Genomic DNA, 22,838 nt, shown 5'->3' with positions numbered 1-22,838 from the left:
ACACGGGACCGCAGATCCTGCCGAAGGGACCACCCGTGCGTCTCAAGCCCGCTGCCCTCACCCTGCTCGCGACCGCCCTCGCGGCCACGATGGCGCCGGCAACCCCGGCGGCCGTCGGCGCCGAGCCGGGGATCGTGCGTCCGGGCAAGGACCCGTTCTACAACTACGACGGGGACACGCCGCTCCGCGACATCAAGCCCGGGACCCCCCTGAAGACGCGCGACGTGACGCTCGCGGCGGACACCAACGAGACCCCGCTGCCGGCCCAGCAGATCCTCTACCGCACGACCGACACGATGGGTCGGGCGGTCACCACCGTGACGACGGTGGTCCTCCCCGTCACCGGCACGGCACAGCCGCGGGTGGCGGCGTACCTCTCCTTCTACGACGCGCTCTCGGCCAAGTGCAACCCGTCGTACACCCTGCGCGGCGGCAACCCCGGCGCCGCCAACCAGCAGCTCACCGACCTCGAGCAGGGCACCGTCCAGAGCCTGAGCGCGCAGGGCTACATCGTGACCGTGCCCGACTTCGAGGGCCAGGACCTGCACTGGGTCGCCGGCCGCGAGTCCGGGATCAGCACGCTGGACGGGATCAAGGCCACCCTCAGGTCGCTGAAGCTCGGCAAGGGCACGCCGGTCGGGATGATGGGCTACTCCGGCGGCTCGATCGCCGCCGACTGGGCCAGCGAGCTCCAGCCGCGCCGCGCGCCGCGGATGAACCTGGTCGGCACCGCCATGGGCGGGATCCCGGCGGACCTGCGGCACAACCTGCCGTACGTCGACGGCACGCCCGAGTGGTCCGACGTGATCCCGGGCGCCATGATCGGCATCAGCCGGGCATACGACGTCCGCCTGGGGCACTACCTCTCGAAGTGGGGCCGCAAGGTCGCGCGGACCGAGTCGCACCAGTGCATCGGCGAGATGTCCGGCGAGTTCCCGAACCTCACGATCAAGCACCTGATGAAGAAGCGGTACGAGGACATCCTGGGCGTGCCGGTCTTCCGCCGGATCATGAAGCAGCTGGAGATGGGCTCGGCCAAGGGCCACCCGAGCGCACCGATGCTGATGGTGTGGGGCAACCACGACGGCAAGGGCGACGACGTGATGGTCGTGAAGGACCAGGCGCGGCTGGCGAAGGAGTACTGCAGCCAGGGCGTGCCGGTGCAGACCCAGGAGATCCAGGGCGCCGACCACAGCCAGGCCGGGGCGAGCTTCATCCCTGCGGCCGAGGCATGGCTGGCGTCGCGGTTCGCCGGGGTGCAGGCGCCGAGCTCCTGCGCCTCGTGATCGGGGCCCCGAGCCTCTGGGGCGCACCGTTGCCGAGGACGGCATAGCCCGAAAGGGTCATTTCGTCCCGGGTTCGTCGTTCCGCCCACGCAGCGGCCCGGGCGTTCGTAGGGTGACCGCACCCTTGGCGGGCGATCGAGGCAACGGTCGCTGCGACGGTTCGACGTTCAAGCCCATGAACTCACCTCGCTTCCCGCTGCCCCGAACACTCCCGTCTGGAGAACGTGCATGCGCGCGAACCGAGCCGTCCTCGTGGCTGTCCTCGCGGTGGGTCTCGCGACCCCCGCCGCCGCGGCGACCCACAGTCCCCACGTCAGCAAGAGGAGTGCGCTCGGTGGCCCGGTCCACCGGCTGGCCCTCAGCGGCTCCCACGCGGCCGGAAGGCAGCTCGCACAGCGTGCGGAGGCGGCGACGACGACGGGTGCGCCCGTCGCTGCCGCCATCTCCTCGACCCCCGTGATCACCGAGCCGGCCTCGGGCGCGACCGTGTCCGGTGCGATCACGCTCGCGGCCACGTCCGAGGCGGCGTCCGTGCGGTTCGGCCTGACGTCGTACCCGTGGACCCAGAGCGTCCCCGTCGTCGACGGCGTCGCGAGCACGACGTTCGAGACGTTCGGCCTGAACGGTCCCCAGCGCTTCACCGCCCAGGACTGCGACGCCACGGGCTGCTCGGCGAGCTCCGCCGCGGTGGACGTGACCGTCGACAACGCACCGGTTGCCATCGTGCAGCCGTCCGACAACGCGACCGTCGGCACGAGCGTCTCGGTGATGGCGACGGCGCCCGGGGGTGCCGTCCGCTTCCTGCTGGACGGCTCACCGATCGCCCAGGCGACGTCCGAGCCGTACGCCGCCACGATCGACACCAGCGCCCTGGGGCAGGGCGCACACACGGTGGGCGCCGTTGCGTGCAGCACCGACTTCGCACGTTGCGACGCGTCCCGTGCCGACCAGGTCGTCATCGATGTCCAGAACCGCCTCGCGCCGGTGGTCACGTCCGCCACGCCGTCGACGTTCAGCCCCAACGGCGACGGTCGCAAGGACACCACGGAGGTGACCTGCCGCCTCGACACCGCGCAGTCCGTCGCCTGGCGGGTGCTCAACCGCTCCGGACAGACCGTGCGCGGACCGGTGACGCTGGGGACGCTGAGCGCCGGGAACCACGCCTTCACCTTCAACGGCAGGAACAACGCCGGGTCCTTTCTCGGCGACGGCGCCTACACCGTGCGCCTGGAGACCGCCCGCACCGTGGGCGGCACCGAGGTGACGGGGTCGGCGGAGCGCACGGTCGAGATCGACCGCACCGCTCCTCTCGCGCGGCGCATGAGCGCGACGCCGCGAACCTTCTACCCCGTCAAGGACGGCTACCGCGACAGGGCGACTATCGAGGCCGACCTGAGCGAGGACGTGCAGTCCCTGCGCGCCGAAGTCCTCGACCCGCGCGGCAAGCGGGTGCGCACGATCGACTCCGGCGCGCAGCGACGCGGCACGCGCAAGGTGGTCTGGGACGGTCGTAGCAACAGCGGGGCGAGGGTGGCCGCCGGCCGCTACGGCGTGCGGGTCACCCTTCGTGACGCCGCCGGCAACCAGACGGTCACGGACAGCAAGGCCCTCGTGGTGTCGGACGAGAAGCTCGTCAAGAGGTCCGGCGTCAAGACGATGGCGCCGAAGTCCAACCTCGCCGGGCACATCATCGGCGGCTGCTCGCAGATCTGGTACCCGGCGAAGAAGGGCTGGCCGGGGTCGCTTCGCTACCTGAGCAACTACGACGTCTGCTACGACCCGACCGACACCGAGCTCCTGGCGTTCACCCGGCACGCGATCAAGCTGCCCGCGGCCGTCGAGTACGGCAAGGTGCGGGTCGACACCTACGGCGCCCGGAGTGTCCCCGGGTACGCCGACATCGGCCTGGTCTTCTACGAGACGAGGTCCGGGGACATCTCCGACCAGGGCGGCATCCTCCGCGCGAGCCAGCGCTGGCACTCGGGTGACTCGGTCCGGCTTGACGGGTTCCTCACCCGCAAGCACCTGTTCCGCTGGTGGGCCGGCACCTCGAACGGGAACTTCTACGACGTGAAGACCTTCCGGGTCTCCTACTCGTACTACGTCCTGAACTGAGGGTCCTCGCCCTCCGACACCACGACCACACTCACCCATAACCCGGAAAGGCCTCTCATGGCTCGCAACTCGGGACGCTTCCACTTCGATGGAGGGGCGGCGACGTACGTCGGGACCGCGATCCTCGGCGCTCTCATCACCGTATTCACACTGGGCTTCTGCTACCCGTTCGCCTTGGTGCTGAAGGAGCGGTGGCGGGCCAAGCACTCCTACATCGACGGTCGGCGCCTGGTGTTCACAGGCTCCGCCATCGGGCTGCTCGGCAACTGGATCAAGTGGTTGCTGCTGTCCTTCGTGACGCTCGGGATCTATCTGTTCTGGGTGGGTCCGCGGATCGCGCGATGGAAGTGGCAGCACACGGACTTCGACACCGCGTGGGCGCCCAGCGCCGAGACCGCGGCCTGACCGTCGGGGTCCGTCTGCCAACATCGAGGTCGTGCCCGAGGTCCGCCGAATCCTGCTGGAGACGAAGGACCGGGTGGCCGCCTCCGACCCCGGGCTGGGCCGGCTCAAGCAGGCGCTGAGCGCCACGTCCGCGGTCGGTACGGCGCTGCCGGTCCAGCTGCTCGTCGCCCACGTGCTCGGGTGGTCGAGCCAGGTCGCGTTCGCGACCACGATGTTCGGCGCGGTCGTCGCGATGCTCGGCTCCAACGCCCTCGTGGCCAAGCGGCGCGGCGCGGCCGCGCGGACCGCGGCGTACTTCCCGCTGGCCGTCGCCGTCGGCCTGGTCCCGGCGACGCTGACCGGCGGGCACCGGCTGCTGCAGGTCGTCGGCTTCGCTGCGGCGCTGTTCCTCGCGGTGTGGGTGCGCAGGTTCGGGACGGACTTCTTCTTCTACGGGTTCATGGCGTGGATGGGGTTCTTCTTCGCGACCTTCCTGCAGGCCACGTGGGACCTCGTGCCCGAGCTGCTCGTCGCGGCGGTGGTCTCGACGGCGTGGGTGTGGCTGCTGACGACCACGGTCTTCCGCACCGACCCGCGGCGGGTGCTGCAGTCCACGCTCGGCGCCTGCTTCGCGCGCGGCCGGTCGGTGGCCCGCGAGTGCGTCGACCTGCTCGAGGTCCGCGACGCCGGGCCACGGACCCAGCAGCGTGCGCTGCGGTCGCTGTCCGGCCAGCAGGCGGCGCTCGCCGAGGCCGCGCTGCTGGCCGAGGCCTGGTCGGCCGAGCCGGACGCGCTGCCCCCGGGCTGGTCCGCGGCCGCGCTGCGCCGGCGGATGCTCGAGATGCAGCAGGCCGTGGAGCGGTTCGCGGGCGCGACCGTCGCCCTGCGCGGGGCATCGGACGAGCTGGTCGACGAGGCCCGTCGCGCCGTCGACCACCTCGCCCGTCGCCGCGACCTCGCCGCCGCCGTGGCCAGCGAACGACTCGACCGTCTGGCCGACGCCGCTCACGAGGCCGGCGACGACGACTGGTGGCCGGCGCGGCACCTGGCGTACGGCGTCCGCGAGTTCCTGCGCTTCGACGCCGCCGTCGACGACCCGCCGGAGGTCGACCCGGGGGAGGAGGAGTTCGAGGCCGCCGCCGGCCTGGTCTTCGGCAACCTGCCCGGCGCGCCGTCGGTCGCCCGCGACGTCCCCGTCCGCGCCGGTCGCTGGAACCCCATGGGCCGGCTCTCGATGACCTCCCGCCAGGCCGTGCAGGTGATGCTCGCCGGCGTCCTCGCGATCGCGCTCGGCACCCTGCTCTCCCCGACCCGCTACTACTGGGCGGTGATCGCGGCGTTCGTGACCTTCACCGGCACCGGCACCCGCACCGAGACGTTCCTCAAGGGCTCCGCGCGCATCGCCGGCACTCTCGCCGGCCTCGTCGCCGCGGTCCTCCTCGCGCACGTGACCGCCGGCCACGAGGTGGCGGTCTTCGCGACGATCCTCGGCTCGATCTTCCTGGCGTTCTACCTCGTCAAGGTGTCGTACGCCGCGATGACGTTCTTCATCACGATCCTGCTCGGGCAGCTCTACACCGTGCTCGGCTCGTTCAGCGACCAGCTGCTCGAGCTGCGGCTCGGCGAGACCGCCGTCGGTGCCGCCGTGGGCGTCCTGGTGGCGATGGTCTTCGCGCCGCTGTCGACGCGGGACACGGTGCGGTCCGCGCGCGACGAGCTGCTCGAGTCGCTGCGCGAGCTGCTCGAGGGGGTGGCGGCGTACGCCGGCGGCGGGCGGGTCGACCTGGACGCGCTGACCCGCACCCTCGACGACCGGGCCCGGAGGATCGCACTGGTGGCCCGCCCGCTCACCCGGCCGCTGGTGCTCGGTCACTCGCCACGGCGCACCCGGCGCCGGCTGGGCCTCTACGTCACCGCGGTCACCCAGGCGCGGGCGCTCGTCGTGGCGCTGCAGCGGCGACCGGTCACGCACCCGGAGGTCACCGTGGCCGCCGCCTGCGCGCTCGCCGAGGCGGTCGGTGCCCTCGTCCCGAGCGCGATGGGCGCGGCCGCCCCCGCGGCCGAGGACCCGTTGCGGCGCAGCGACGTCGCGCTCTTCCGCGACCACGGCTCGGCCCGCGACGAGGACCCCGTGATCCGGCACCTGCACCACCTCGGCGGCACGCTCACCGAGCTCGCCGAGACTGGCGTGGGGCTGCCGGGTCGCCCCCGCGCCTAGCGACGCTGCTGCGCGACCTCGGCCGCGGCGAGCTGGTCGAGGCGGTCCATCGGGAGCTCGAGCCCGCGCCGGACGTGGTAGCGACCCACGAGGCAGATGCGGTCGAGGTCGTCCTCCGCCAGGTCGGCGTAGGTCAGCGGGATGGTGAACCACCGCATCGCCTCCCGGAGCCGTCCGTGGCTGCGGAACGACTCACCCACGAACGCGCACCCGCCGGCGCCCATGCGGTCGGCCCGGATCAGGGCGCGCAGCTCGGCGGCCAGGGACTCGACCTTCGCCTCGTCGCCGGTGTCGAGGGCGAGGCTCAACAGGTTCGCGAGCGGGTCGGTCCTCGACTCACCGCCGTCCTCGAGGGCGAGCTCGTAGCACCGGCGGGCCTCGTCGTGCTCCTCGCGCATCTGCCGGTGCTGGCCCGCGGCGACCAGGAACGTGGCCCGGCCGTGCTCGCCGACCGGCATCGACTGCGCCAGCGCCTCGAAGTCCTCCGCCTTCGTGGTGCTGGCGCTCATGTCGATGTCGCTCAGGCGGTCGAAGACCTCGTCGTCGTCCATGTCGCGAGGGTAGAGGGAGGTTCTCCACAGATCGCCCGACGGGGGTGGTGGGGACCCGTCGTGCGAGGCAACGTGACGGCATGCCGAACCCACGCCAGCGACGCCCGCGCCATCATCCACCGAGACGCCGGCCGGGTCACCCGGCTCGACGGGATCCCCGCCGCTCGCAGCCGACGGCAGCGCGGCCGCTGCTGACGCCGGGAGAGATGGAGTCGACGCACGCCGCCTGGCGGGCCGAGGTCCAGGGCGACCCCGAGGCTGCACTCGCGGCGTACGAACGCCTCCCCGCGTTCCACGACAGCCCGCACCACGCCGTCCTGCGCCAGCTGGCGGCGAACGTCGAGCGGCTCCCTGCCTGGGCCTGGGCGCGCTGGGTGGTCCACATGTGCGGCCGGCAGGGATCGGGTGACGCCGACGACGAGCGCCACCAGCGGGCCATGGAGCGCACACTGCTCTCGGTGTACGCCGAGGAGTGCCGGTCCTACTCGCCGGAGGGCATGACGCCGGAGCGGTTCGTCGCCGAGATCATCGGGACGGACTGGGTCTACCGCCAGTTGCGCACCTACGAGTACGGCGGCCTGGCGGTTCGCCGAGCTCGCCGCGTTGTCGAGACCTGAGGGTCGAGCGGCGTAGCCGGGCGTCGCCTCGCTCTCGCAGGTCATTGCCGTTCTAGTTGTGCAGCCAGGCGCTCCAGCGTCCCCGCCTGCGCACGCGCGCGTCGCGTTGCTGGGTGAGACGGATGTCCTCCTGTGCGCCCTCGATGTCGCTCCGGTCGGCGGCTGAGTATCCGCCGATGCCGCCGCCCTTCAGGCTCCAGCGCAAACCTGCCGCGACCATGATGATCGCGACGGCGATGATCAGCCAGCCGATCATCGGATCACCCCTTCCGAAGGTGCACATTCGGATTCTAGTTGTGTCCGGCACCTGTCAGGGCGCTTCAACCAAGCGCAGTTCGTGCGGCGGCCGGTCGAGCCTGAGCCCGTCCAACGCAGGGTCGAAGCGGTGCGGGAGTCGGTGTGCTGGCGCTGCCTGGGCCTTACCCGTTGACGTGACGGCCGTCGCATGGCAGTCTCTGCAAACGATTACAGTAATCGTTTACTGAGAGCGAGCCGGACAGTGTCGAACGAGCGCCCCACGGTCGCCCGCGTGGCCGAGCTGGCCGGCGTCTCGGTCGCCTCGGTCTCCCGGGTCCTCAACGGCCTGCCGGCCAGCGAGGCGGTCCGGGAGAAGGTCAACCAGGCGGTCGCCGAGGTCGGCTACCGGCCCAACGCCTTCGCCCGCAGCCTGAAGGTCCGCCGCTCCCAGCAGCTCGCGCTCGCGGTCGCCGACGTCGGCAACCCCGTCTACGTCGAGATGATGCGCGCGATCGAGGACGAGACCCGCGCCCGCGGCTACCGGCTCCTGGTCTCCTCGACCGGCGGCCGCACCGACGACACCCTGGCGCTCCTCGAGAGCCTCGACGGCGGGTACGCCGACGGCCTCGTGCTCAGCCCCGTCCGGGTGGACGCGAGGCTCGTCGAGGCGCTGCGCAAGGTCACCTGCCCGACCGTGGTCATCGGCACCGTGCCCACCGACCTCCCCATCGACAACGTCCGCGCCAACTCCGCGGGCGGCGTCCGGATGGCGCTCGAGCACCTGCACGACCAGGGCTGCCGGCGGATCGCCTTCGTCAACGGCCCCGGCGACACCGTCCCCGGTGCGGCCCGGCGCAAGGCGTTCGAGCGCACCGCCAGGACCCTGGGGCTCGACCCGGCCGAGGAGCTGCGCGTCGAGGCCGGGGACTTCACCCTGGCCGAGGGCCGCAAGGCCGCCGAGACCCTGCTGGACCGCACCACCCCCGACGCCGTCCTGGGCGGCAACGACCTGCTCGCCATCGCCACCATGCAGGTGCTCGCGGAGCGCGGCCTGCGCATCCCCGAGGACGTGGCCGTGGTCGGCATGGACGACACCGAGCTCGCCGGCGTCACCACCCCGAGCCTGAGCAGCGTCGGCCTCGGCGCCCTCGAGCGCGGGCGGGTGGCGGCGCAGCTCCTGCTGGACCGGATCGACGACCCCCAGGGGGCGGCGCAGCGCGAGCCGCAGCGGGTCACCGTCCAGCCCCACCTGACGATCCGCCGCTCCTCGCTGAAGGGACAGGCCGGATGACCACCACCCAGCTCGCACCCCCGCCACCCGCGGCGCCCGCCCCCGCGAAGCCCAGGGGCCGCAGGCCCGGCAAGCTCAAGGGCGACGCCTGGCCGCTGCTCCTGCCCGCGCTGATCCCGGTCGCGCTGTTCAGCGTCTACCCGCTGCTCCAGGGCATCTACCTCGGCTTCACCGACTCCCGCGCCGGCCTCAACCAGGTCACCCACTTCACCGGCCTGCAGAACTACCGGGACCTGATGGGCAACGAGCTGTTCTGGAGCTCGTTCAAGATCGGCCTGATCTGGGCCTTCTCGGTCACCACCCTGCAGTTCCTCGCGGCCATGGGCCTCGCGCTGCTCCTCAACGAGAACCTCAAGCTGCGGTGGCTCGCGCGCACCCTCTCGCTGGTCCCGTGGGCGATGCCGCCGGTGGTCACCGGCATCATGTGGCGGCTGATGTTCGACCCCAACTCCGGGCCGATCAGCAGCACCTCGCAGGCGCTCGGCCTCGGCCCGCTCAACCTGCTCGGCGACTTCAGCACCGCCCTGCCCGCGGTCATCGTCGTCGGCGTCTGGGCCGGGATGCCGCAGACCACGATCACCCTGCTCGCCGGCCTCCAGGGCATCGACGAGTCCCTGCACGAGGCCGGTGCGGTCGACGGCGCCAGCGCGTGGAAGAGGTTCCGCCACATCACGCTGCCCCAGCTCAAGCCCGTCATCGTCGCGATCACGACGCTCAACTTCATCTGGAACGTCAACACCTTCGACCTCATCTACGTGATGACCAACGGCGGCCCCGGCGGCAAGACCATGGTGCCCGCGCTCTTCGCCTACAACGAGGGCTTCCGCTACGGCCACTTCGGCGTCGCCGCCGCGATGGGCAACGTCATGGTCGTCGTCATTGTCGGGATGCTGCTCTTCTACCTCCGCGCGCGGCTGAAGGAGACCAATCGATGAGCGCCACGCGCACCAGCCCCGCCGGCCGCGTCGGGCAGTACGCCGCCCTCGTCGCCTACTGCGCCTTCCTCGGCTTCCCCCTGCTCTGGCTGCTCTCCACGGCGTTCAAGAGCACCTCCGAGATCGCCCTCGGCGCGACCGGGCTGCTGCCCTCGAGCCCGACGCTGACCAACTTCACCACCGCCATCGACCGGGCGAACCTGGTCGACGCCGGCCTCAACAGCCTCCAGGTCGCGGTCGCCACCACGATCCTGACGGTCGCGCTGGCGCTGCCCGCGGCGTACGGCCTGGCGCGGTTCCGCACCGTCCTCAAGCCGGTCACGCTCGGCTGGATCCTGGTCAGCCAGGTCTTCCCGACGATCCTCGTGATCATCCCGCTGTTCCTGATCCTCAAGCAGTTCCAGCTGCTCGACGCGCTGCCCGGCCTGACGATCGTGTACGTCGTCTTCACGCTGCCGTTCTGCCTCTGGATGCTGATCGGCTACGTCTCCAACATCCCGCGCGAGCTCGAGGAGGCCGGCGCCATGGACGGCGCGGGCCGGCTGCGGATCCTGGTCAGCATCGTCTTCCCGCTGCTGCGTCCGGGCGTCGTCGCGACCGCGCTGTTCGCGTTCATCTCGTCGTGGAACGAGTTCCTCTTCGCGCTCGTGCTGATCCAGACCCCCGACAAGGTGACGCTGCCGCTGGCCCTGTCCCGGTTCGTCGGCGCGGAGGGCCAGGTCCAGCTCGGGCCGCTCGCCGCGGCCTCGCTGCTCGCCACCATCCCGAGCCTGCTGTTCTTCGCGCTGATCCAGCGCCGACTCACCTCCGGGCTGCTGTCCGGAGCCGTCAAGGGCTGACCCGCCCACCACCTCACGAACCAACCACACCGCACCATCCATGAAGGGGATCCACCGATGAAGCTCAAGTCCGCGGGCGTCGCCGTCGCCGCCCTCACGCTCGCCCTCGCGGGGTGCGCCACGTCCACCCAGGAGTCGCCCGAGAGCAGCGGCGGGGACGGCAAGAAGGTCACCCTGCGCTTCCAGAGCCTCGCCTTCCAGGAGCCGACGGTGAAGGCCACCAAGGAGATCGTCGACGCCTGGAACGCCGACCACCCCGACACCCAGGTCGAGTACGTCCAGGGCAGCTGGGACTCCGTGCAGGACCAGCTGGTCACCCAGTTCCAGGGCGGCACCGCGCCCGACATCATCCAGTACGAGTCGGCCGCGATGACCGGCTTCGCCCAGCAGGGCTACCTCGCCGACCTCTCCGGCTCGTTCTCCGACGACGTCGAGTCCTCGGTCAGCCAGGACGTGTGGGACACCGTCACCGTCGACGACAAGGTGATCGCCGCGCCGACGCTGCTGCAGAGCTACGTCGTCTTCGCCAACGAGGACCTGCTGAAGAAGGCCGGCGTCGAGATGCCGACCGGTGACACCTGGTCATGGGACGACTTCCAGGCCGCCGCGAAGGCCACCACCAAGGACGGCGTCTACGGCCTCGGCTGGGGGCTCGGCTCGCCGACCGCGACCATGCTCAGCCTCGGCGAGAACTTCGGGGCGGCGTACTTCGACGGCTCCGGCACCGACGCGACCATGAGCGTCGGCGACGCCGAGCTCGAGCTGCCCGAGCGCATCCACGCCATGACCTACGACGACAAGTCGCTCGACCCGGTCACCCTGACCCAGGCGGGCTCCGACGTGATGTCGGGCTTCCTCAAGGGCAAGTACGCCATGACCGTGCAGGGCTCCTACAGCGCCCAGACGCTCGCCGAGTCCGCGCCCAAGGACTTCCACTGGGTCGCGATGCCCGTGCTCGAGGGTGACAGCGCCGCGCAGGCGGCGAACCCGCAGACGCTGTCGGTCTCCGCGCAGAGCGAGGACGTCGAGGGTGCGGCGGAGTTCGTCGACTACTACATGCAGGCCGAGAACCTCGCCAAGGTCGCCGAGGGCGACTGGCTGATCCCCGCCTCCTCCGACGCGGCCGACCAGGTCTCCGAGGACACCGACGGCGAGAACGGCTGGGACACGATCCTCGCCGGCGGCCAGTACTTCAGCAAGGCGCCCTTCCAGTCGGTCACCAACTACCCGCAGTGGAAGGACCAGATCGCCACGCCGGCCTTCCAGCGCTACCTCGCCGACGACATCTCCGCCGACGAGCTGGCCAGCCAGCTGAGCGACGGCTGGGACCAGGTCAACAAGTGATCCACGAAAGGCTCAGCGTGAAGCTGCTCGACAAGGCACTCGGGACCCTGGTGGGCTCCGCCGTCGGCGACGCCCTCGGGGGCGCCACCGAGGGCTGGACCACCGAGCAGATCCGGGACCGGTACGACGGCTGGGTGACCGGCATCGTCCCGCCCTTCAACGCCGACTGGCGCGACGCCCGGCCCATCGCGCCGTACCACAAGGGCGACGGCCACATCACCGACGACACCTTGATGACCCACGCCCTCGTCGACGTGTACGCCGAGCGGCGCGACCACCTCGACGCGTACGCCGTCGCCTCCGACCTGGTCCCGCTGCTGATCGGGGAGAAGCGCTGGGTGCCGGAGCTGGAGGCCGAGGCGCTGCTGCTGCAGCGGATCTTCCTCGCCGAGAAGTGGCTGGTCGCGCGCCTGCACTACGGGCACGTCGACCCCCGCGAGGCCGGGGTGGGCAACATCGTCAACTGCGGTGCGGCGATGTACATGGCGCCGGTCGGGGTCGTCAACGGCGCCGACCCGGCCGGTGCCTACGCCGAGGCGATCGAGGTCGCCGCGGCCCACCAGTCGAGCTACGGGCGGGAGGCGGCCGGCGTGCTGGCCGCCGCCGTGGCCGCGGCCTTCACCCCCGGCGCCACCGCCCGGTCGGTGGTCGAGGACGCGCTCGCCGTCGCCCACGACGGCACCCGCGCCGCGATCGAGGCGGTCGCCTCCGCCGCGGAGGGCCTGAGCGACTGGCGCGAGGCGATCCCGGTGCTGCGCGCGGCGATCGAGCCGTTCGACACCGTCGGCCCCACCTACCGCGCACCCTCCATGGACGCCCGCCGGCCCAGCCGCACCAAGGCGATCGAGGAGCTGCCGGTGGCGCTCGGGATGGTCCTGGTCGCCGACGGCGACTACGAGTCCGCCGTCCTCGGCGGGGTCAACTACGGCCGCGACGCCGACTCGATCGCGAGCATGGCCGGCGCGGTCTGCGGCGCGCTCGGGGGTCACGGTGCCATCCGGTCGGACTGGGCGACCGAGGTCGCCGAGGCCAGCCGGACCCCGCTGGAGCCGGCCGGGCGCACCATCGCCGCCGTGGCGCAGGACGTGTTCGCCAAGGACGCCGAGCGTGCCCGCCTGCGGGAGTCGCGGCGTACCTCCCTGTTCGACCTGGAGGAAGTCGCCGGATGAGCCGCCTGACCTGGGTGCAGCCGCCCGACCTGCTGGCCCACGAGCTGGTCGCCAGCAGCGAGGACGGCAAGCAGGTGGACGACGTCCGCGACCGCTGGCTGGCCGCCGGCGGGCAGGACTCGGCACCCGTCGCCGGTCTCGGCCAGGTCGGGGACGAGAAGCTGCGGGCCCTCGCTGTCGAGCTGCTCGACGAGCTCGATGCGCGGCCGGTCGACCCGGCGCTGGCCGAGCGGGAGCCCGACACGTGGGAGGCGATCGAGGCGGCCCGGGGCCCGGCGCTCACCGCGCAGCCACCGGGGGAGGACCTCGGGGACCGGGTGCACGGTGCCTGGGTCGGCCGCGCCGCCGGCTGCCTGCTCGGCAAGCCGGTCGAGAAGATCCCGCGGCACGGCATCCGGGAGATCCTGACCAGCCAGGGGCGTTGGCCGCTGACCGACTGGTTCACCGCGGTCGGCCTGCCCGACGAGGTCGCCGCCCGTTGGCCGTGGAACCGGCGCAGCGCCCCCACCAGCCTGGCCGAGAACATCGACGGGATGCCCGAGGACGACGACCTCAACTTCCCGATGCTGGCGCTGGGCCTGATGGAGACCCTCGGCGCCGACCTCACCACCGACGACGTCGCCGACGCGTGGCTGGCGAACCTGCCCGGCGGCCGCGTGTTCACCGCCGAGCGGGTCGCCTACCGCAACCTGCTGCTCGGCGAGGGCGCCCCGCGCACGGCCACCCGGCACAACCCGTTCCGGGAGTGGATCGGCGCGCAGATCCGCACCGACCTCTACGGCTGGGCGCGACCCGGTGACCCGGCCGCCGCGGCCCGGCTCGCGTGGGTCGACGCCCGGCTCAGCCACGTCCGCAACGGCGTCTACGGCGCCATGTTCGTCGCCGCCACCTGCGCCAAGGCGGTCGTCTGCGATGACGTCGACGAGGCCGTCGCAGCCGGGCTCGCGGTCGTCCCGCCGCAGAGCAGGTATGCCGACGCCGTACGGCTCGGCGTCGAGCTCGGCCGCTCCGGGCTGGAGACCGAGGACGCGCTCGACCGGCTGTACGACGCGTACGGCCACCTGCACTGGGTGCACGTGCTCAACAACGCCGCGCTCGTGGCGTACGCCCTGACCGCGAGCGAGGGTGACTTCGAGACCGCGATCTGCACCGTCGTCAGCGGCGGCTGGGACACCGACTCCAACGGCGCGACCGTCGGCTCGATCTGCGGCGCCCTGACCGGGTTCCGCCGGCTGCCCCGGCGATGGGTCGACCCGCTGCGCAACCGGGTCGCCACCAGCCTGCCCGGCCACGACGGCATCGGGCTGGACCGGCTCGCCGACCGCACCCTCGCTCTCGCCGTGACGGGGGTGGCCCGATGAGCCACGAGGTCGTGGTCGTCGGCAGCGCCAACCTCGACCTCGTCTCCACGGTCACCACCATCCCGGCGCCCGGCGAGACCGTGCTGTCCACCGCCCGCGAGGCGCGGGCCGGCGGCAAGGGCCTCAACCAGGCCGTCGCCGCGTCCCGGGCCGGGGCCCGGACCCTGCTGGTCGGCGCGATCGGGGACGACGACGCCGGTCGCACCCTGCTCGAGGAGGCGGCCGCCGCGGGCATTGACACCGCGCTCGTCCGGCGGGTCGCCGGGCCGAGCGGCACCGCCTGGATCATGGTGCGCCCCGACGGGGAGAACGCGATCGTCGTCGACAGCGGCGCCAACGCCACCCTCGAGTCGCTGGCCGCCGCCGAGCGCGAGGCGGTCGCCGCCGCCCGGGTCGTCGTCGCACAGCTCGAGACGCCCCTCGCTGCCGTGCACGAGGCGGCCTCGGTCGCCCGGGAGGGCGGGGGCCGGGTCGTGCTCAACGCCGCACCGGCCCGCGAGCTCCCGCGCGAGCTGCTGTCCTGCGTCGACGTCCTCGTCGTCAACGAGCACGAGGCCCGCCACCTCTCCGGGCACGCCGACCCCGCAGCGGCGGCCGCCCACCTGCTCGACGTGGTCGGCTCGGTCGTGGTGACCCTCGGTGCGGAGGGCGCGCTGCTCGCCGACCCGGCCGGCCAGCGTCGCGTCGCGGGCGTGCCCGCCACCGTCGTCGACACCACCGGCGCCGGGGACACGTTCACCGGCGTCCTGGCCGCGACGCTCGCCGCCGGCGCCGACCTCGACGCCGCCGCGGTCCGCGCCGTCGTGGCCGGTGCGCTGGCCGTCGAGCGCGCCGGTGCCGTCCCCTCCATCCCCACCGCCGACCAGATCCACGCCCGGGCCGAGGCCCACCTGGCACAGGAAGCCGACCGATGACGATCCCCATGGACGCGCCCCGCGACCCCTACGCCTCGCGTCCCATCGACCAGCCCGTCCGGGTCCCGCTCGGGCCCGACGCCGACCTCTCGGTCCTCGACGAGGCCAAGATCCTGGCCGCGCCCGAGGACCCCGCCGACCGTCCGGCGTGGCGGGAGGCGCTGCACCGGTGGCGCCGCGAGGCGCGCGGGCGGACGGCGTACGACGGCTCGGTCTACGACCACCCCGACAGCCGCTGGGCCACCACCGCGTGGAACGTCGCGATGGTCTGGCTCTGGGACGAGGCCGTCCGCGACTGGGACCGCGAGGCCTTCGACGCCGACCGGCTGCTCGCGGCGTACGCCGGCTTCGGCGGGCTGGACGCGGTCGTGCTGTGGCACGCCTACCCCGTGATCGGGTTCGACCCGCGCAACCAGTTCGACTGGTACGACGTGCCGGGCCTCGCCCAGCTGGTGGCGGACCTGCACGAGCGCGACGTCAAGGTCTTCCTCGACTACAACCCCTGGGACACCGGCACCCGTCGGACCGAGCGCACCGACGCCGCCAGGTTGGCCGAGCTCGTCGAGCTGCTCGGTGTCGACGGCGTCTTCCTCGACACCCTCAAGGAGGGCGACCCCGAGCTGCTCGCCACGATGGCCGCGCTGGAGCCGCGGCCGGTGCTCGAGGGCGAGTCGCGGGTGCCGCTGGCGCGAATCGTGGACCACCAGGCCTCGTGGGCGCAGTGGTTCGCCGACAGCCCGACTCCGGGGGTGCTGCGGGCGCGCTGGTTCGAGCAGCGGCACATGATGCACCACACCCGGCGGTGGAACCACGACCACCGCGACGAGATCCGTTCGGCCTGGGTCAACGGCGCCGGCGTGCTGATCTGGGACGTCGTCTTCGGCGTGCGCGTCGACTGGGAGCCGCGCGACCAGCACAGCCTGCGCCGGATGCGTGCCGTCTACCGCCACCTCGAGGACTTCCTCGTCGAGGGGGAGTGGGAGCCGCTCGCCGACCTCGAGCCCGAGGCCACCGCCGCCGGCATTGCCGGCTCCCGCTGGAGCCTCGGCGGCTGCGACCTCTACACGCTGGCCAACCCCGCCTCCTCTGCGTACGACGGCCCGCTGCTGCCCGCGGCCGACGGCGAGGTCCACCTGGTCCTCGGCGACCGCGCGGTGCCGGCCGGCGGGATCGTCGGTGTCGTCCGCGTGCCGGCCGGCGCCGAACCGCCGGCCGGCCTGGCCGCGCTGGTCGCCGACAACGCGGGTGACCCCGCTCCGGGCGCGCCGGCACCGCGGCCCGCCCCCGCGCTGCGTGCCCCCGCGACCGCACCCGGCCGGGTCGCCCCCGACGCGATCCTCCTCGAGCCCGGTGAGCACGAGCTGACCGTCCGCTGGCGGCAGCGCGAGACCGGGCTCTACGAGGCAGCGCCGTACGTCGAGGACTGGAAGCCGCTGCCGCCCCGTTTGCACCAGCTCCGCGAGGAGCGCCTGACCGTGCAGACCGGCGCGGTCGCCGTGGACGCGGCCGACGTCAGCAACGCCGACTTCGCGATGTTCCTCGCCGACTCCGGCTACCGCCCGGCGGTCCCGGACCGGTTCCTCGCACACTGGGTGGACGGCGCGCCCGGACCCGGCACCGGTGACGAGCCGGTGCGGTTCGTCGACCTCGAGGACGCCCGCGCCTACGCCCGCTGGCGCGGTGCGCGGCTGCCCACCGAGCACGAGTGGCAGCTCGCGGCCGGCCGGACCGGCTGGCGCCGTCGCGAGCCCCTCGTCTGGCAGTGGACCGAGAGCGAGCACCGCGACGGGCGCACCCGCTGGGTGGTGCTCAAGGGCGGCTCGTGGTTCCGCGCCGAGGGCTCGGAGTGGTACGTCGACGGCGGCCCCCAAGACCCGTCGTGGTCGGTGCGGTTCCTGCTCACCCAGGCCGGCACCGGGCGCTCGGAGTGCATCGGCTTCCGCTGCGCCGTGGACCTGGACCAGCGGTGAGCGGCCCGCTCGAGGGACTGCGCGTGGTCGACGCGGCGACCCTGTTCGCCGGGCCGCTGGCCGCGACCTACCTCGGCGACTTCGGGGCCGACGTCGTCAAGGTCGAGCACCCGCGGCGACCCGACGCCGCGCGTGGGCACGGCCAGGTCAAGGACGGCATCGGGCTGTGGTGGAAGACGCTCGGCCGCAACAAGCGCACGGTCACCCTCGACCTCAAGCACCCTGACGGCGCGGCCACCATGCGCCGGCTGCTCGCGTCGGCCGACGTGCTGGTGGAGAACTTCAGGCCCGGCACGCTCGAGCGTTGGGGCCTCGCCCCGGAGACGCTGCTGGAGCTGAACCCGCGGCTGGTCGTCGCGCGGGTGACGGCCTTCGGCCAGGACGGGCCGTACGCCGGCCGTCCCGGCTTCGGCTCGTTGGCCGAGGCGATGAGTGGCTTCGCGGCGATCACCGGTGAGCCGGACGGCCCGCCGACGCTGCCGCCGTTCGGGCTGGCCGACGGGATCGCCGGCCTGGCCACGGCGTACGCCGTGATGGCCGCGCTGCGCCACCGCGACCTCACCGGCCGGGGTCAGGTCGTCGACCTCGCGATCATCGAGCCGATCCTGATGATGCTGGGGGCGCCGCTGACGGCCTACGACCAGCTCGGCTACGTGCAGCCGCGGACCGGCAACCGCTCGGTCAACAACGCGCCGCGCAACGTCTACCGGACCGCCGACGACGAGTGGGTCGCGGTGTCGACGAGCTCGCAGAGCATCGCCGAGCGGGTGCTGCGGATGGTGGGCCGCGACGACCTCGTCGAGCAGCCGTGGTTCGCCTCGGGCGGGCAGCGCGCTGAGCACGCCGACGAGCTCGACGCGGCCGTGGGCGGGTGGATCGCCGAGCGTCCTCGCGACGAGGTGGTCGCCGCGTTCGAGGAGGCGGAGGCCGCGATCAGCCCGGTGTACGACGTCCGCGGGCTGCTCGCCGACCCGCAGTACCGCGCCCGTGGCACCGCCCTGACCGTGCCCGACGAGGACCTCGGTCCGCTGGTGATGCAGAACGTGCTCTTCCGCCTGTCCGAGACGCCGGGTGCGGTGCGGTGGGCCGGGCGGCGCCCGGGCGCCGACACCGACGAGGTGCTCGGCGAGCTGGGGCTGTCCGCCGAGGAGGTCGCCGCGCTGCGCGAGGCGGGTGCGGTGTGAGCACCGTGGCGCTCTACGTGCCCGGGTCGCGGCCGGACCGCTTCGACAAGGCGGCCGCGACCGGGGCCGAGGTGATCCTCGACCTCGAGGACTCGGTGGCTCCCGCCGACAAGGCCGCGGCCCGGTCCGCGGTCGCAGCCTGGGTGGCGTCGTACGGCGGGCCGGTGCAGGTGCGCGTGAACGCCCCCGGCTCCTCCGACCTCGGGCAGGACCTGGCCGCGCTGCCTCCCGGGGTGGACCTGCGGGTGCCGAAGGTGTCCGCCCCCGAGGACCTCGAGGCGGTCGCCGGGCGGCGGGTGCACGCGATCCTCGAGTCGGCGGCCGGGGTGGAGAACGCGCTGGCCCTGGCCCGCGCCCCCGAGGTGGTCTCGCTCGCACTCGGAGAGGCCGACCTCGCGGCGGAGCTGGGCCTGGCGGGGGACGAGGCCTTCGACTGGATCCGCTCCCGGGTCGTCGTCGCGGCCGCGGCCGCCGGGCTGCCCGCGCCGATGATGTCGGCGTACCCCGCCGTCCGCGACCTCCCCGGGCTCGAGGAGTCGTGCCGTCGCGGGCGTCGGCTCGGCCTGCGCGGGCGCACTGCCATCCACCCCTCGCAGGTGGACGTGATCCGATCGGTCTTCGCGCCGTCGCCCGACGAGATCGGGTGGGCGAGCGACGTGCTGGCGGCCCTCTCCTCGACCGGGGTCGCCACGCTGCCCGACGGGTCGATGGTCGACGCGGCGATGGCCAGGCGGGCGCGGTCGATCCTCGGCTGATCACCTTTATTGAGGCTTGCTGCGCCGATCCTGCGGGCGCATGCTGGATCGGGAGGAGGAGTCATGGCCACCTACGAGATTCCCGACGGCCTCCCGGTCCTGTCGCGAGGCAGGCACCGCTCGGCCCGCAAGGGCGCCTGCTTCATGGAGATGGCGTCGGTGCTGGCGAACGAGCCGTGGAGCGACCACCCGAAGTGCACCCACCCGCTGCTGGGCCACCTGGCGCGGCTGGTCAACGACCACACCACGGACCGGCACCGAGGGGAGCTGGTGACGCTCATCCCCTCCGTGGTCGGTCTCCGGGGCGGAGGCCTGTCCTGGACGCTGGCCCTGACCTCCCACGTCGCGCTGCGCGCCCTCCCGCTGGTGCCCGCCACCTCGGAACGGGCGCTGGTCGCGGGGCTGCTGCGGTGCGATGAGCTGGCGACGGCGCTCGGACCGGGCGCGGTCGAGGGCGCCGACGCGGTCAGGCGGGCGCTGGATGACCGGCCCGACGCGGTGCGGTGGTCGAGACGACTGGCCGGCGGCTCGGGCATCACCGGCGCGCAGTTCGAGAAGCGCTCGGCGCCCAACGTGATGCGGTGCGCGGTCGGCGGGATCGCGACAGCCGCGCCGACCCCCGACGAGTGCGACGCGCGTCTGCGTCACCTGCTCGACGGGGCCATCCGCACCGCGCAGCGGCTGGACCGCAGTTCTCCACAGATTGTCGAACCCGTCTGGCGGTGACAGCGCTGCCGGGCTTCAGTGGAGGCATGCCGAAGTCACAGGGACGCAAGCCACCCAGGAACACTCGCCGCACGACATCGTCCGCCAGGAGCGGTCGACGCCCGGACCTGCTGACGTTCGCGCCGCTGGTGCAGGCGACCAACGAGGCCGAGGCTCGCGGCGACGCCGCCGGTGCGCTCGAGCTGGTCCTGTCGCGCCCGACCGGGCCCGACGGGAGGCTCTTCTGGAGCCCGGAACGGGTGCGCCGGCTCAGCCAGCTGTACGCGCTCGGGCCGTTGCTGCCCCGGTGGTCGACCTCGCGGTGGATCCTCGCGCAGGCGCTGCAGGTCATGGAGCCGGGCAACCGGGGGCGCAGCCGGCGAGCCCACGAGACCGCCGTCCGGGTGCGCGGCGGTCCGGGCACGGTGCGCGGAGTGGACGACGTCGACCGGGGGGCCCAGGTCGCCGACCACGACTGGGTCTATCGCCAGCTCTTCCTCTACGAGCTCGGAGGCCTCGACCAGTTCCTGCGCCGGGTCGCCGCCCCCGACCTGGTGGCCGGCGCGGACCGCATCGGGGACTGGGCGGCCACCCCCATGGGCGGCTACCGCCTGGTCGCCGAGACCTCCCGCGAGCTGACCTGGGAGGACCTCGCCACCGGTGGGGAGACCCGCACGATCAACCTCGGCGCGACCACGATGACCACCCCGGGCGGCTGCGTGCTCGGCCGGGTGGTGCCGACGGACGAGGGCTCGATGTTCGAGAGCGCGCCCTTGGTCGTGCCCGAGGGCGCAGCGCTGGACGTCGCCCGTGGACGGCGCAGCTGGGTGGACGCGGTGGAGCGGGCGTGCCACGACGAGTACCTCGTGGCGGACGACGACGACCTGTGCATCACGGGCGACTTCGACTTCGCCCTGCTGACCGACGTCCCCGACATCACTCAGCACTGGTTCCAGCACCTCGCGGCCGACATCCCGTTCGCGGCGCACGACGAGTGCGACCCGCCGCGGATCTTCACCGAGTTCGTGCTGGCAGCCCTCGAGGGCACGCTGCAGGACGTCCTGGACGAGGAGCTGAGGAGCTTCGACACCACCGCGAACGTCGCACCGTCGGTGGCCGCCGCACTGGTGGAGCCGTACGTCGGCGAGTGCCTGCTGCACCGGCTGACGTCGACCGACTCAGCTGCGCTCGTTGCCCTGGGCGCGCAGCTGCCCCGACCCGCCGCGGACGTGTGCGTCGCGCTGGCGGAGGCACTCCGCGCGGCGGCCTGATACGCGCGGGAACCAAGCCCCGGTCGTGCTCACCGGCTCCCGGATCAGAGCAGGTCGTGCTCGAAGGCGAAGGCTGCTGCTGCGGTGCGCGACCCGACGCCGAGCTTGGTGAAGATGTTGGACAGGTGCCGGGCGACGGTCTTCTCGCTGAGCACGAGCGCCGTGGCGATCGCGGCGTTGCTGCGCCCGGCCGCGACCAGCCGCAGCACCTCCACCTCGCGTGCGGTCAGCCCGGCCGGCAGGTCGGTGGGGGAGAGCAGCTGCTCGACCTCCCGTGCCGCCGGCCCGGCGCCCAGCCGGAGGAACGCCGCGTGCGCCGCCTCCAGCTCGGCCGTGGCCGAGGCGGAGTCGCCCAGGGCGGCCAGGGCGCGGCCGGTGAGTTCACGCACCCGCGCGACCTCGTAGGCACTCTCGAGGCGCCCCCACAGCTGGGCGGCCTTGCGCAGGTAGGGGAGCGCCCCGGACGCGTCGCCCGCGGCGACCTCGACGGCGCCCCCGGCGTACGCCGCCATCGCCCGCGCCGCCGGCGAGCCGACGTGCTCGGCCACCCGGTCCAGCTCCAGCGACGCCGCGCGCGCCTCCTCGACTGCTCCGACACCGAGCAGCACGTCGACCGCCCCGGGGAGCAGCCGGCACCCGTGCACCGGGTCGGACGGCTCCGCGAGCAGCCGGCGCACCGCGCCGGCCGCCGCGTCGCGGGCGCCGCGCGCCAGCCACAGCAGGGCCAGCCCGGGCTGCGGGTCGAAGCCGTGCTCGCCGGCCCGTTGGTACGCCGCGTCCGCCGCGTCGAGCTCGCCGCGCAGCCGCAGCAGGTCACCACGCTCGCACTCCGCCAGGCCGATCGCAGCGAGCGAGTGCGCCGCCCGGTAGCGGGTCACGGCGCGCTCGAGCTCCTCCAGCGCCTCCGGCCAGGCGCCCTGCAGCCGCATCACCTGGCCGCGGTGCAGCGAGCACTGCCCGGTGAAGGTCACCAGCCCCGGCAGCGAGGTGCACCAGCGGTGCAGCGCGGACGTCCACTGCGCCACCCGGTCGTAGTCGGCGATCTCCTGGCAGCCCTCGATCGCGGTGCAGAAGACGTTGCCGAAGATCTCGGGCGAGGTCTCGCCGGCCGCCACCCGCGCCATCGCCTCGTCCAGCAGGGCGAGGCCCTCGGTCACCCGGCCCGAGTAGATCGCGAGCCTGCCCGAGGCGACCAGGCCGAGCGCGAGCAGGTCGGCGTCGCCGTGCTCCCGCCCCGCGGCCACCGTCTCCGCGGCGCAGGTGGTCGCCGCCGGCCACTCGGCGGCCCGGAGGTGGCGGTACATCCGCAGGAACGCGACGTACCCCCGCTCGGGGCCGCCCCCGCCGGGGTCCTCGAGGAGCCGCTCGGCGCGCGCCGTCCAGCCGCCCGCGAGCGCCTGCTCGCCGGTGGTGTCGAGCATCATCGCGACGTGGAAGGCGCACTGCACGGCGCCGGTCCGGTCGCCGGCGTCCTCGCACGAGCGGAAGGCGCGCTGGTAGTGGCCGACCGCCTCTTCCGGGCGTCCGAGGAGGTACGCCGACAGGGCGGCCCGGCGGAGGTCGTCGACATCGAGGGACGCCGGGTCGACCCCGGCCCAGGTGTCGAGGGCGGCGGCCCAGTCGCCGCGCTCGTAGTCCTCGCGGGCCTGCAGCAGCTCGTCGACCACGCCCATCGCGGGCACCTCCCTCCCC

Annotated in this window: 20 protein-coding genes; 17 read left to right on the top strand and 3 right to left on the bottom strand. The window is 73.3% G+C overall.

Annotated elements, in window-relative coordinates:
- The first annotated feature begins 35 nt into the window (after positions 1–35).
- The 4 genes from ACZ43H_RS15890 to ACZ43H_RS15875 all read left to right on the top strand — a co-directional run bounded on the left by ACZ43H_RS15890 (position 36) and on the right by ACZ43H_RS15875 (position 6,003).
- Positions 36–1,286, top strand: coding sequence for a lipase family protein (locus ACZ43H_RS15890; RefSeq protein WP_464584437.1), 1,251 nt, complete (start codon positions 36–38; stop codon positions 1,284–1,286).
- 228 nt (positions 1,287–1,514) lie between these two features.
- The gene (locus ACZ43H_RS15885) at positions 1,515–3,401 is read left to right on the top strand and encodes a FlgD immunoglobulin-like domain containing protein (RefSeq protein ID WP_464584435.1); all 1,887 of its coding nucleotides are present in this window, start codon (positions 1,515–1,517) and stop codon (positions 3,399–3,401) included.
- Between the two features lie 57 nt (positions 3,402–3,458).
- Positions 3,459–3,806, top strand: coding sequence for a DUF898 family protein (locus ACZ43H_RS15880; RefSeq protein ID WP_464584433.1), 348 nt, complete (start codon positions 3,459–3,461; stop codon positions 3,804–3,806).
- 31 nt (positions 3,807–3,837) lie between these two features.
- Positions 3,838–6,003 (top strand): FUSC family protein, encoded by a 2,166-nt coding sequence (locus tag ACZ43H_RS15875; protein WP_464584431.1) that lies wholly within the window; start codon positions 3,838–3,840, stop codon positions 6,001–6,003.
- On the opposite strand, the gene ACZ43H_RS15870 is transcribed toward ACZ43H_RS15875, so the two are convergent.
- The gene (locus ACZ43H_RS15870) at positions 6,000–6,554 is read right to left on the bottom strand and encodes a hypothetical protein (protein WP_464584429.1); all 555 of its coding nucleotides are present in this window, start codon (positions 6,552–6,554) and stop codon (positions 6,000–6,002) included. The two genes, ACZ43H_RS15875 and ACZ43H_RS15870, sit on opposite strands and share 4 nt — an antisense overlap.
- 206 nt (positions 6,555–6,760) lie before the next feature.
- On the opposite strand from ACZ43H_RS15870, the gene ACZ43H_RS15865 reads away from it, so the two are divergent.
- Complete coding sequence (locus ACZ43H_RS15865; protein ID WP_464584427.1) at positions 6,761–7,171, top strand: hypothetical protein; 411 nt, start codon at positions 6,761–6,763, stop codon at positions 7,169–7,171.
- Positions 7,172–7,223: 52 nt separating this feature from the next.
- Here ACZ43H_RS15865 and ACZ43H_RS15860 read toward each other — a convergent pair whose 3' ends face one another.
- Positions 7,224–7,427, bottom strand: a complete 204-nt coding sequence (locus tag ACZ43H_RS15860; protein ID WP_464584425.1) for a hypothetical protein — start codon at positions 7,425–7,427, stop codon at positions 7,224–7,226.
- Between the two features lie 243 nt (positions 7,428–7,670).
- Here ACZ43H_RS15860 and ACZ43H_RS15855 point away from each other — a divergent pair, with 243 nt between their 5' ends.
- The 12 genes from ACZ43H_RS15855 (at position 7,671) to ACZ43H_RS15800 (ending at position 21,146) form a co-directional block, all read left to right on the top strand.
- A complete protein-coding gene (locus ACZ43H_RS15855) occupies positions 7,671–8,699 on the top strand; it encodes a LacI family DNA-binding transcriptional regulator (protein ID WP_464584423.1) in 1,029 nt (342 codons plus the stop codon).
- Positions 8,696–9,634 (top strand): carbohydrate ABC transporter permease, encoded by a 939-nt coding sequence (locus ACZ43H_RS15850; RefSeq protein WP_464584421.1) that lies wholly within the window; start codon positions 8,696–8,698, stop codon positions 9,632–9,634. The genes ACZ43H_RS15855 and ACZ43H_RS15850 overlap by 4 nt, the downstream gene beginning before the upstream one ends.
- The gene (locus ACZ43H_RS15845; RefSeq protein ID WP_464584419.1) at positions 9,631–10,473 is read left to right on the top strand and encodes a carbohydrate ABC transporter permease; all 843 of its coding nucleotides are present in this window, start codon (positions 9,631–9,633) and stop codon (positions 10,471–10,473) included. Before ACZ43H_RS15850 ends, ACZ43H_RS15845 begins: the two co-directional genes overlap by 4 nt.
- Positions 10,474–10,530: 57 nt before the next feature.
- Positions 10,531–11,817 (top strand): ABC transporter substrate-binding protein, encoded by a 1,287-nt coding sequence (locus ACZ43H_RS15840; RefSeq protein ID WP_464584418.1) that lies wholly within the window; start codon positions 10,531–10,533, stop codon positions 11,815–11,817.
- Positions 11,818–11,834: 17 nt separating this feature from the next.
- The gene (locus tag ACZ43H_RS15835) at positions 11,835–12,986 is read left to right on the top strand and encodes an ADP-ribosylglycohydrolase family protein (RefSeq protein WP_464584416.1); all 1,152 of its coding nucleotides are present in this window, start codon (positions 11,835–11,837) and stop codon (positions 12,984–12,986) included.
- Complete coding sequence (locus ACZ43H_RS15830; protein WP_464584414.1) at positions 12,983–14,347, top strand: ADP-ribosylglycohydrolase family protein; 1,365 nt, start codon at positions 12,983–12,985, stop codon at positions 14,345–14,347. The genes ACZ43H_RS15835 and ACZ43H_RS15830 overlap by 4 nt, the downstream gene beginning before the upstream one ends.
- Positions 14,344–15,261, top strand: coding sequence for a ribokinase (locus tag ACZ43H_RS15825; protein ID WP_464584412.1), 918 nt, complete (start codon positions 14,344–14,346; stop codon positions 15,259–15,261). The genes ACZ43H_RS15830 and ACZ43H_RS15825 overlap by 4 nt, the downstream gene beginning before the upstream one ends.
- The gene (locus tag ACZ43H_RS15820) at positions 15,258–17,231 is read left to right on the top strand and encodes an SUMF1/EgtB/PvdO family nonheme iron enzyme (protein WP_464584410.1); all 1,974 of its coding nucleotides are present in this window, start codon (positions 15,258–15,260) and stop codon (positions 17,229–17,231) included. Before ACZ43H_RS15825 ends, ACZ43H_RS15820 begins: the two co-directional genes overlap by 4 nt.
- Positions 17,228–18,415: a CaiB/BaiF CoA transferase family protein gene (locus tag ACZ43H_RS15815; RefSeq protein WP_464584408.1), complete on the top strand. Its 1,188-nt coding sequence runs from the start codon at positions 17,228–17,230 to the stop codon at positions 18,413–18,415. The genes ACZ43H_RS15820 and ACZ43H_RS15815 overlap by 4 nt, the downstream gene beginning before the upstream one ends.
- Positions 18,412–19,170, top strand: a complete 759-nt coding sequence (locus ACZ43H_RS15810) for an HpcH/HpaI aldolase/citrate lyase family protein (RefSeq protein WP_464584406.1) — start codon at positions 18,412–18,414, stop codon at positions 19,168–19,170. Before ACZ43H_RS15815 ends, ACZ43H_RS15810 begins: the two co-directional genes overlap by 4 nt.
- A 63-nt stretch (positions 19,171–19,233) precedes the next feature.
- Positions 19,234–19,896 (top strand): hypothetical protein, encoded by a 663-nt coding sequence (locus ACZ43H_RS15805; RefSeq protein WP_464584404.1) that lies wholly within the window; start codon positions 19,234–19,236, stop codon positions 19,894–19,896.
- A 26-nt stretch (positions 19,897–19,922) separates the two neighbouring features.
- Entirely contained in the window at positions 19,923–21,146 is a 1,224-nt protein-coding gene (locus tag ACZ43H_RS15800) for a hypothetical protein (RefSeq protein WP_464584402.1), read from the top strand.
- A 44-nt stretch (positions 21,147–21,190) separates the two neighbouring features.
- Here ACZ43H_RS15800 and ACZ43H_RS15795 read toward each other — a convergent pair whose 3' ends face one another.
- Positions 21,191–22,819 (bottom strand): LuxR C-terminal-related transcriptional regulator, encoded by a 1,629-nt coding sequence (locus ACZ43H_RS15795; RefSeq protein ID WP_464584401.1) that lies wholly within the window; start codon positions 22,817–22,819, stop codon positions 21,191–21,193.
- Positions 22,820–22,838 lie beyond the last annotated feature (19 nt).

The organism is Nocardioides sp. DN36 (assembly GCF_055380375.1).
This window is presented reverse-complemented; position numbering and strand designations above follow the sequence as displayed.